At 43.8% G+C, this 11,259-nt stretch carries 8 protein-coding genes; 7 read left to right on the top strand and 1 reads right to left on the bottom strand.

Annotated features, from left to right (window positions below):
• Position 1: 1 nt before the first annotated feature.
• The 4 genes from C1E24_RS11135 (at position 2) to lpxC (ending at position 4,263) form a co-directional block, all read left to right on the top strand.
• Positions 2 to 781: a cell division protein FtsQ/DivIB gene (locus tag C1E24_RS11135; protein WP_138481451.1), complete on the top strand. Its 780-nt coding sequence runs from the start codon at positions 2 to 4 to the stop codon at positions 779 to 781.
• Complete coding sequence (gene ftsA / locus C1E24_RS11130; protein ID WP_138481449.1) at positions 778 to 2,010, top strand: cell division protein FtsA; 1,233 nt, start codon at positions 778 to 780, stop codon at positions 2,008 to 2,010. The genes C1E24_RS11135 and ftsA overlap by 4 nt, the downstream gene beginning before the upstream one ends.
• 21 nt (positions 2,011 to 2,031) lie before the next feature.
• Complete coding sequence (gene ftsZ, locus C1E24_RS11125; protein WP_138481688.1) at positions 2,032 to 3,267, top strand: cell division protein FtsZ; 1,236 nt, start codon at positions 2,032 to 2,034, stop codon at positions 3,265 to 3,267.
• Positions 3,268 to 3,351: 84 nt separating this feature from the next.
• The gene (lpxC, locus tag C1E24_RS11120; protein WP_058028665.1) at positions 3,352 to 4,263 is read left to right on the top strand and encodes a UDP-3-O-acyl-N-acetylglucosamine deacetylase; all 912 of its coding nucleotides are present in this window, start codon (positions 3,352 to 3,354) and stop codon (positions 4,261 to 4,263) included.
• A gap of 35 nt (positions 4,264 to 4,298) precedes the next feature.
• On the opposite strand, the gene C1E24_RS11115 is transcribed toward lpxC, so the two are convergent.
• A complete protein-coding gene (locus tag C1E24_RS11115; protein ID WP_138481447.1) occupies positions 4,299 to 4,784 on the bottom strand; it encodes a DUF721 domain-containing protein in 486 nt (161 codons plus the stop codon).
• A 350-nt stretch (positions 4,785 to 5,134) separates the two neighbouring features.
• On the opposite strand from C1E24_RS11115, the gene secA reads away from it, so the two are divergent.
• From secA to C1E24_RS11100, 3 genes are all read left to right on the top strand, one after another.
• Positions 5,135 to 7,843, top strand: a complete 2,709-nt coding sequence (gene secA, locus C1E24_RS11110) for a preprotein translocase subunit SecA (protein WP_138481445.1) — start codon at positions 5,135 to 5,137, stop codon at positions 7,841 to 7,843.
• Between the two features lie 61 nt (positions 7,844 to 7,904).
• The gene (mutT, locus tag C1E24_RS11105; RefSeq protein WP_138481443.1) at positions 7,905 to 8,306 is read left to right on the top strand and encodes an 8-oxo-dGTP diphosphatase MutT; all 402 of its coding nucleotides are present in this window, start codon (positions 7,905 to 7,907) and stop codon (positions 8,304 to 8,306) included.
• Between the two features lie 339 nt (positions 8,307 to 8,645).
• On the top strand, positions 8,646 to 11,237 hold the full coding sequence (locus C1E24_RS11100; protein ID WP_138481441.1) for a family 20 glycosylhydrolase: 2,592 nt from the start codon (positions 8,646 to 8,648) through the stop codon (positions 11,235 to 11,237).
• The last annotated feature ends 22 nt before the right edge of the window (positions 11,238 to 11,259 follow it).

Raw genomic sequence — 11,259 nt, 5'->3', positions numbered from 1 at the left:
TATGCGTGCTCTTTTTGAGAAAGCTCAGGTAGTTAATTCACAACTCAATTGGCAAAAAATATTGAGTGTGGGCTTTTTCGTCTTGGTGGCAGGCTTACTGGTTCGCGGTGGCTACTGGGTATCTGATTGGTTGGTTGAAAACCAAGATGCACAAATAAAGAAAATAGTGGTATTAGGCAAACCAAAATACACCACTGACAAAGAGGTCGTCGCTGCTATTAAACAGGTTGATTTAAGTAGTTACTTTCAACTGAATGTGAAAGCAGTACAGCGTTCGGTGCAGGATTTACCTTGGGTCGCAACGGTATCGGTGAGAAAACAATGGCCTGACGAATTGCAGGTTTACATTGTTGAGCACAAACCTGTGGCCATTTGGAATAGCGACTTGCTGTTAAATGCCAAAGGCCAAGTGTTTCAGGCAGACAACGAAGCCTTACAGGCTTACTTGCCCCAACTATACGGGCCTGAAGGCAGTGAGCTAGAGGCTTGGCAAGCATTCTTACAGTTTAAAGATATGCTGGCAGTAAACGATTTTGATTTGGTGAGTTTAGCGCTATCTGAGCGTTTTGCTTGGCAATTATGGCTTGAAGATGGGGTGCGACTTAACCTCGGGCGTGAAGAAAAAGCCAAGCGAGTACAAAGATTTATAGACGTGTATCCGAGTATGCAAATCCCAGAGGGCGGTGTACTTGATACAGTAGATTTAAGGTATGACACCGGCCTTGCGGTGAGCTGGAAGTTTCCAGCACAAACAGAACAACAAAATAAGAGTGAAGCATGACTAAGTCAGTAGAAAGAAACTTAGTAATCGGCCTCGATGTTGGTACTTCAAAAGTGGTAGCAACAGTAGGTGAGATAACAGCAGACAATCAGCTCAGTATCGTTGGCGTGGGGTGTCAGGAATCTCATGGAATGGATAAAGGGGGAGTGAACGATCTCAACCTAGTTTCTGATTCCATTCGCCGCGCAGTCGACGAAGCCGAATTAATGGCTGATTGCCGAATAGGTTCAGTTTACCTTGGTATTTCAGGTAAGCACATTCAGTGTCAAAACGAGAGTGGTGTTGTTGCGATTAATAACGCAGAAGTAACTGAAGACGATATGGACAATGTAATGCATATTGCCCGTTCAGTGCCTATTTCTGCAGAGCGCAAAATGCTTCATTCATTGGCGCAAGAATATAGTATTGATATGCAAGAGGGGATTAAAAACCCACTTGGCATGAGTGGTGTGCGTATGGAAGCGAAGGCCCATATCATCACCTGCTCAAATGATATGGCTAAAAATATTGAGAAGTGTGTTGAACGTTGTGGTCTTCAGGTGGACCAATTAACCTTTGGCGCACTGGCATCAAGCTATGCGGTCTTAACCGATGATGAAAAAGAGTTGGGCGTCGCAGTACTTGATATTGGAGGCGGTACCATGGACTTGGCCATTTATGTCAATGGTGCATTGCGCCATACCGCAGTGATCCCAGTGGCAGGTAACCAAGTCACGGGCGACATAGCCAAGATTTTCAGAACGCCCATTTCTCATGCTGAGTCGCTAAAAGTGCAATATGCTTGCGCAAGCAGCCAAATGGCCAGCAGTGAAGACACCATTGAGGTGCCAAGCGTTGGTGGGCGTCCAGCGCGATTAATGTCGCGACATACATTATCTGAAGTGGTTGAACCAAGATTCAGAGAATTATTTGAACTGGCGTTAGAAGAAATTCGCCGTTCTGGTTTTGAAGATCAAATTGCTGCAGGTTTAGTCGTAACAGGCGGGACTGCAAAAATGGCTGGCGCATTAGAAGTGGCTGAAGATATCTGCCAAATGCCAGTTAGAATAGGTAAACCTGTAAATATCACAGGTTTAACAGATTATGTTGACGATCCTGCATATGCAACAGCCGTAGGTTTGTTACAATACGGTCGTTCTCTACATTCGGTTAATGCACAAAAGTCGAGAGTAGATGCGGACGTGAGTTGGTGGAGCCGTGTTTCAAAGTGGTTCCAAGGTGAGTTTTAAACTCGAGTCGGAGAGTGAATGATGTTTGATATTATGGAACAACACAGCGAAGAAGCTGTGATCAAAGTGATTGGTGTTGGTGGCGGCGGCGGTAACGCTGTTGAGCACATGGTAAAACAAGAAATCGAAGGTGTGCGATTTATTGCTGCTAACACAGATGCGCAAGCGCTACGTAAATCATCTGCAGATGTAACGGTACAATTAGGTACGCAAATTACATCTGGTTTAGGTGCGGGTGCAAACCCTGAGGTAGGCCGTAAGTCTGCTGAAGAAGATATTGAAACGATCAAAGAAGCGTTAGATGGCGCAGACATGGTCTTTATCGCAGCCGGTATGGGCGGTGGTACTGGCACGGGTGCAGCGCCTGTTGTTGCGCGCGTAGCAAAAGATTTAGGTATTTTGACTGTAGCAGTGGTAACACGCCCATTTGACCTTGAAGGTAAAAAGCGCATGGCTGCGGCTGATCAAGGTATCGGTGAGTTGTCAGAAATTGTAGATTCACTTATTACAATTCCTAACAACAAATTACTTAAGGTTTTAGGTAAAGGCACTACACTGTTAGACGCATTCGCGAAAGCGAACGACGTACTATACGGTGCGGTACAAGGTATCGCTGAACTTATTACCCGTTCAGGTCTTATCAACGTTGACTTTGCAGACGTACGTACAGTTATGTCGGCAATGGGCACGGCAATGATGGGTACAGCGTCAGCGTCTGGTCCAGATCGTGCGCAAGAAGCTGCAGAAGCGGCTATCTCAAGCCCACTATTAGAAGACGTCGATTTAACCGGTGCAAAAGGTATTTTGGTTAATATCACAGCAGGTATGGATATCACCATCGAAGAGTTTGAAGTGGTTGGTAATCATGTGAAGGCCTTAGCGTCTGAAAACGCGACTGTGGTAGTTGGTGCGGTGATCGACCCAGAAATGAGTGATGAACTCCGTGTAACCGTTGTTGCAACTGGTCTAGGTGGCGATCGCCGTCCGCAGTTTGGCATTATTGATAACGGTATGCAGCAGGTTTCGGGTAGTGATGCACAAACAGCTGCGCCGGCGTCAAGCCAGCCCGGTATGTTTGTACCAAGCTTTACGCAAACTAGCACTGAGCAGCCGACAAGTGCACCGGAGCAAACACAGAGCCAAAGTACTCAAGCTCCTAAGACTCCGGCTCCAGAAAGCAAACCAGCAGCGTCTGGTGAGACTGAAAAAGGCGATTACTTTGATATTCCTGCCTTTTTACGTAAACAGTCTGACTAATAAACTGGTTACATATTAAACGATTGGCAGCTGGTCGTATCTGTGATACAATCCGCGGTCCAAGTGACATGAATAGGCGAAGTTATGATTAGACAACGTACAATTGCTGAAGTTGTTAAAGCGACAGGTGTCGGTCTACATAAAGGTGAAAAGGTTACCATTACTCTCCGACCAGCGAGCGAGAATACCGGTGTTGTATTCCGTCGTGTCGACCTTGATCCTGTTGTTGACTTTGAAACCACACCAGAAGCTGTTGGCGACACACAGTTATGTACATGTTTGACTAACAAAGATGGTGTGCGTTTATCGACCACTGAGCATCTAATTGCCGCTGTTGCTGCACTGGGTATTGATAACCTTGTTGTTGAATTAGATAGTGCTGAAGTACCGATTATGGACGGCAGTGCATTACCGTTCATTTATTTATTACAAAAAGGCGGTATCAAAGAACAACAAGTTGCTAAACGTTTTATTCGTATTAAAGAAACTGTGCGTGTCGAAGACGGTGATAAGTGGGCTGAAATTACCCCTTATGATGGTTTCCACATTGATTTTGAGATTGACTTTGATCACCCTGCAATCAATGACAGCCGTCAGCGCATTGGTCTTGATATTACGGCACAAAGCTTTACTGAAGAAATCAGTCGCGCACGTACGTTTGGTTTTATGAAAGACATCGAGTATATGCATGCCAACAACCTAGCACTAGGTGGTAGCATGGATAACGCGGTTGTTTTAGATGAGTACAAAGTACTTAACCCGAACGGCTTACGATACGATGATGAGTTTGTAAAACACAAGATCTTAGATTGTGTGGGTGATATGTTTATGGCTGGCCATAACATTCTAGGTAAAATCACCTGTTACAAGTCAGGCCACGGTTTAAATAACAAACTGTTACGTCAAATTATGGCGACTGAATCAGCGTGGGAATGGGCGACATTTGAAGAGCCAATTCATATGCCTGCACCAGGTATGGAGCTTGCGAAAGCTTAATATAGATTAATTATAAAAAATGACGCTTTTTAGCGTCATTTTTTTTGCTTGTTTTTTGCCGCGTGGGTAGCGAGCTTGAGTAGCTTTGCTTGCAAACTCGGTGGTGCATGCGCTGCAAGTTCTGTTAATTGTTCAGCAGTGCTTTCGCTCATGGTTCGACTACTTTTTTGTGGTGTGATACTAGGTTTGGGCTCACTTAATCTTAACTGTGCGTCGGGGTTAGAAGTGACTTTCACTTGTCCGCATTCAGCAAACCCATTTTGTCTAAGATGAGACAAAATATCTAGCTTCAGATAGTTAAGTCGTGTTGCCAAGGTGGCAGAAACGGCTTCAATCACTAAAGTACCCTCTCGATAATTTGCCACGCGACACTTTTTACTCAAGACAGGACCCAGCGCTTTATCAAGCTCGGTTTGTAAAACTTGCAGACTATCGGTTTTTGCACCGAATTGGGTGATCTTGTTTGACCACTTGCCCATCAATTCATCTATGGATTTTGGATCATAGCGATTTTTAGCCATACAGCAGATACCACTTCAAAATTAACTTACCCAAGTATACCAGCATAACGACAGACTAGAAGTGATTCTTGTCAGTGAAAACGCTTGAAATTTATGCCTATCGTCACCATATAAAGAGAATTACCAGTTGGACCATCTTGCGGAACAAATGAATTGCCAAGGCTTTTTTGCCTGATTGCATTTCAAAGGTTTGCAGACAGCGTGAGTCTGGTATGATAGGGGCAATTTTATATTCGGCATTCAGTAGGGCTTGATTGCTTTTACTGCCAACAGGACGCAGGGTGGCCATTGATATCCAATGCTAAAAGTGGATATGCGGTCAGCCATCACTAGAGTGAAATGGTTTAAACATGATAGCGAACATTTTTACCAAAATTTTTGGTAGTCGTAACGACCGAACGATTAAAAAACTAAGAAAGACGGTCGCATTAATTAATGCATTAGAAGAACAACTAAGCGCACTTTCTGATGAAGAACTAAAAGCAAAAACAGCAGATTTCAGAGCGCGTTATGAGCAAGGCACTAGCCTTGACGATTTATTACCTGAAGCTTTTGCGACGGTACGTGAAGCTTCAAAACGTGTCTACGGCATGCGTCACTTCGATGTACAGATGATTGGTGGTATGGTATTGCACCAAGGTCGCATTTCAGAAATGCGTACCGGTGAAGGTAAAACCCTTACAGCGACTCTACCTGCCTACTTAAATGGTTTAACAGGTAAAGGCGTTCACGTTATTACGGTGAATGATTACCTAGCAAAACGTGATGCCGAAACAAACCGCCCGCTATTTGAATTCCTAGGTCTAACTGTTGGCTGTAATGTGCCTGGTATGATGCCTGATGCTAAGAAGCAAGCTTACGCTGCAGATATTACATATGGTACGAACAACGAATTTGGTTTCGACTACCTGCGTGACAACATGGCATTTAGCATTGAAGAGCGTGTACAACGTCCACTGCACTTTGCCGTTGTGGATGAGGTTGACTCAATCCTAATCGATGAAGCACGTACGCCACTTATCATCTCTGGTCCTGCTGAAGATAGTTCTGAACTTTACGCTCGTATTAACACCATAGTGCCATCACTGACTCTGCAAGAGAAAGAAGATGAAGAGGGCGTTGAAGGTGACGGTGATTACACCCTTGATGAAAAATCAAAGCAAGTACACCTTACAGAACGTGGCCAGTTAAAAGTTGAAGAGCTTCTTACTGAAAATGGCCTGATTGAAGAAGGTGACTCACTGTATTCGGCAGGTAACATTTCGCTGTTAAGCCATGTGTATGCAGCACTTCGTGCACATAAACTATATCAAAAAGACGTAGACTACGTTGTAAAAGACAACGAAATTATCATCGTTGACGAGCACACAGGCCGTACAATGGAAGGTCGTCGTTGGTCAGAAGGTCTACACCAAGCTGTTGAAGCGAAAGAAGGTGTGCGCATTCAAAACGAAAACCAAACACTTGCGTCTATCACTTTCCAGAACTACTTCCGTATCTACGAAAAATTATCTGGTATGACAGGTACTGCGGATACTGAAGCGTTCGAATTCCAGTCAATTTATGGCCTAGACACTGTTGTTATTCCAACTAACCGCCCGATGATCCGTGATGATCGTGCTGATTTAGTTTATCTAACTCAAGATGAAAAGTTTGAAGCCATTCTTGCAGATATCAAAGACTGTCAAGAACGCGGTCAGCCAGTGCTAGTGGGTACGATTTCAATCGAAAGTTCAGAGTATTTATCTCAGTTCTTACGTAAAGAAAAAATTGAACACAACGTACTGAATGCGAAATTCCACGCCCAAGAAGCAGACATCGTTGCTGATGCAGGTTTACCGGGTAAAGTAACCATTGCAACTAACATGGCTGGTCGTGGTACGGATATCGTATTAGGTGGTAACTGGCAGAGCGAAGTGGCTAAGCTAGAAAACCCTTCTGAAGAACAAATCGCTGAAATTAAAGCGAAGTGGCAAGAAACTCATGATGCTGTTATTGCGGCAGGTGGTCTTCACATCATTGGTACTGAGCGTCACGAATCTCGTCGTATCGATAACCAGCTACGTGGTCGTTCTGGTCGTCAAGGTGATGCAGGTTCAAGCCGTTTCTACCTATCGATGGACGACGCGCTAATGCGTATCTTCGCAGGTGAGCGCATGACAAACATGATGCGTAAGCTAGGTATGCAACGTGGTGAAGCAATTGAGCACCCTTGGGTTAACCGTGCAATTGAAAACGCACAACGTAAAGTAGAAGCACGTAACTTCGACATTCGTAAGCAGTTACTTGAGTATGATGATGTTGCAAACGACCAGCGTCGTGTTGTGTACGAGCAGCGCAACGAGCTTCTTGAAGAAGGCGATATTTCAGAAACAATTACAGCTATCCGCAGCGATGTTGTGAATGGCATGATTGATCAGTACATCCCGCCGCAAAGCCTAGCTGAAATGTGGGATATTCCTGCACTTGAAGAGCGTATTAAAGCTGACTTCTTAATTGAACTGCCAATTTCTCAGTGGCTAGCTGATGATGACAAGCTTTATGAAGAGACATTACGTGAGCGTATCACTGAAGAGATCGACAGCGCATACAAGCAAAAAGAATTGATGGTAGGCCCAGATGTACTGCGTCATTTCGAAAAAGCCGTGATGTTACAAAGCCTAGATCAACATTGGAAAGATCACCTAGCTGCAATGGACCATCTTCGTCAAGGTATCCACTTACGTGGCTATGCTCAGAAGAATCCGAAGCAAGAATATAAGCGTGAATCTTTCGAACTATTCTCTGCAATGCTTGAAAACCTTAAAACTGACGTAGTGGGAATTCTTGCGAAAGTACAAGTTCGTGCAGAAGAAGATGTTGAGAAAGTAGAAGAGCAACACCGTCGTGCAGAGCAAGCTCCGCGTGAATATCAGCATGCTGAAGCTGAGCATGTTGGTGGTGACGTACCTGAAGGTGCAGTTGTGGCTTCACGCACAGAGCCAAAAGTTGGCCGTAATGAGCCTTGTCCTTGTGGATCAGGTAAAAAGTTTAAGCAGTGTTGTGGCAAGTTAAAATAATCACACACGCGTAAATTATTAAAAAGCGACTTTATAGTCGCTTTTTTTATCGGAGAAGAAAATGGCAAAAAAAGTAGTCGAAGTCGCGGTTGGCGTAATTAAGCGTGATGAGCACATATTTATTACTAAACGTGATGAGTCTCAACATCAAGGTGGTCTTTGGGAATTCCCGGGCGGTAAAATTGAAGCAGGCGAATCAGTTACAGAGGCGCTGGCGAGAGAATTAAAAGAAGAAGTGAATATCGACGTGCATAGCTCACAAAGTTTGCTTGATATTGAACATGACTATGGTGACAAGTGTGTGAAGTTGTTTATTCATATTGTTGAAGACTTCTCTGGCGAAGCAACAGGACTTGAAGGGCAGGCATCACAGTGGGTTGCAATCAATGCGCTGAACAACTGGGCGTTTCCTGCTGCAAATGTTGCCATTATTGATGCGTTACAAAAAACAGCAACTAGTTAATAAAAGAGTGATGTCTTCAGCGTTTTGAATTGACAGTAGCAAGAAAGCGCTTTTATAAAAAGTGATGAAATAATACTGCCTATGAGAGCTAAAAAGTCAGATATAACCGTAATTTAATAAAATTTAATTTATCTAAACCCGCGAAATTACGGGTTTTTTTATTTTATGAGCTGTTCATGGAAAATATTTGATAGCGCTGTCATTTTGCATTTACTATGATGAAATTATTGAACTGAAAATCGCACTCGCATTAAACATGGGCGTGCAGTTCTCACTATGTCGTCCTAAGCTAACTGTAGTGGCGAGTCGACCGTATTTTACGTTTACTAAGGAGCTAAAATGATAAACAAGAAATTTGCTCTAGCGGGTATCATGGCTGCAATGCCATTATTTGCTCAAGCTGGTTTATCTCAACAACAAGTAGATAATTTCGCAAAAGGTACAGAACTGACTTTTGCAGTTGAAGACAACTTTCATAACGGTGCAGCCAGCTTTATCGGCTCTATGCGTTTGCAAAATAATTCGTCGGTTGCTTTGCCTAATGGCAAAAGTGATTGGCAAATTTATGTGCATTCAGTGCGTAAAATTTCAAAGGTAAATACCCAAGGTATTGCTATTGAACACATCAATGGTGACTTACACCGTTTTGTACCAACAAACGAGTTTAAAGGCCTAAAGGCTGGTGAAAGTTTAAATGTCGAGTTTGAAGCGGGGGCTTGGGTGGCCTCATATTCAGACTTTATGCCACGTGCTTTCTTAGTCAGTAACAAACAAAAACCAGCAATTTTTGCTAATACTGACACCGAAGACCTAACTACATTTATTGCGCCATTTGAACGTGATAATCAGCTATATCGTTACAACGAGCCAAAAGATCAGACAAAGCTTGCCACTCCAGCGCTACGTTTTGAGCGTAATCAAAGCAATATTGAAGTAAGCAAAGAAGACGCACTAAAACGTATTATTCCAAAGCCTCACTCGGTTGATTTCAACCGCGGGACTGCAGAGCTTGATAGCAAGTGGCAGATTCGTTTCGCAGGACGATTAAAGTCAGAAGTGGCCGTTTTCCAAGAAGATCTTGCTGACTATGGTTTAACACTCAAGGCAGAAGCCGATCATATTTCAGCAGGCAAAACGCCGACTATTTTCTTGAAAGTGAATGATGCACTAAAAGTCGATGGTAAAGTGGCTTCTGAGAGTTATCACCTAGAAATTGATGATGACAAAGTGGTTATCACAGGTAGCGACAATGCGGGTGTATTTTACGGTATTCAAAGCTTCTTAGCGCTAATCCCTGCAGATGCAAAAAATACAGTATCAGTGCCAAACGTAGAGATAGAAGATACGCCACGTTTTGCTTGGCGTGGTATGCATTACGACAATGGCCGAAACTATCATGGTAAAGATGCGCTGTTCAAAATGGTTGAACAGATGGGTCGTTACAAAATGAATAAGTTTCACTGGCACTTCTCTGAAGATGAGGGTTGGCGCTTAGAGATCCCAGGGTTGCCAGAGCTAACAGACATAGGTGGTTATCGTTGTTTCGATTTAGAAGAGCGTAGCTGCTTGTTAACTCAGTTAGGTACTGGGCCATTTAAGTCGGGCACTGGTAATGGTTATTTAAGCCGTGAGGACTTCGTTGAGTTACTGAAGTTTGCTAAAGCGCGCCATATTGACATCATTCCTGAAATTGAAGGTCCTGGTCACGCTCGCGCCTCAATTATCGCGATGGAAGCACGCTATGATCGTTTAATGGCAGAAGGTAAACCTGAAGAGGCTAAAGCGTATCTATTATCTGATCCTAAAGACACGTCTCAGTACTTAACGGTTCAAAACTACACCGACAACTCAATGAATGCGTGTATGGATTCGACTTACGCGTTTATTGAAAAAGTAACCTACGAGCTGCAAAACATGTATCGCGAAGCGGGTACGCGTTTAACTAATCTTCACTTTGGTGGTGACGAAGTTGGTGCAGGCTCTTGGGTTGGTTCTCCGGCATGTCAGGCGATGTTCGCTGAACCGAATAACGGTGTAGCGGGTCCAAATGATTTAAAACCTTACTTCACTCAGCGCGTTGCGACTATGTTTGCTAAACGTGGCATTGCACCAGGTGCGTGGGAAGATGGGTTAATGTACGACAAAATTAACCCGTTTAAGCGTGATGAATTCCCTAATGAGGTATTTACTGCCAACGTATGGGATAACATCTGGGAGTGGGGGGTAGCAGATAGAGCACATCGTCTAGCAAACAATGGCTATCAGGTTATTTTATCTCATGGTACGCACTTATACTTTGACCACCCTTATGAAGCGCACCCTGAAGAACGCGGCTACTACTGGGCGACGCGTTATACAGACACCAAGAAAACATTTAGCTATATGCCAGATGATGTCTATGCTAATGCCGACTATACCCGCAGCCGTGAGCCAATTGTTAATTTAGAAGCATTAGTCGGTCGTGAGCTACCGAAACTTGAAAAGCCTGAGAACATTCTGGGCATTCAAGGTCAGGTGTGGAGTGAAACAATTCGCACTGAAGATCAAGTTCTACGCATGGTATTCCCGCGTATCCTTGCCGTTGCTGAGCGCGCTTGGCACAAAGCAAGCTGGGAAGGCAGTAAGATTGAAGCAAAGGCATTTGCAAAAGACTGGCACACTTATGCTGCTGCATTGAGTGTGAAAGAGCTCGCTAAACTTGAGCGTGATGGTGTGAATGTCAATTTACCTATACCAGGTGCAAAAGTAGAAAATGGTCAGTTAGTGGCTAACTCTGCGTTCCCACACTTAGTGATTCAATATAGTACAGATGGCGGCCAATCTTGGTCTGAGTACACCTCGCCTGTTTCTGTAAGTGGTAAAAATGCGGTGCAATTACGCACAACGTTAAACGGCAAAAAGTTTAGCCGTGTTACGCAGTTAACACTTTAGTAAAGAGTCTACCCATCAAACA

Origin of the sequence: Pseudoalteromonas phenolica (assembly GCF_005876835.1) — a bacterium.
Lineage (GTDB): Bacteria > Pseudomonadota > Gammaproteobacteria > Enterobacterales > Alteromonadaceae > Pseudoalteromonas > Pseudoalteromonas phenolica_B.
Note: the sequence above shows the minus strand (reverse complement) of the source record. Positions and strands in the feature narration are given on the sequence as shown.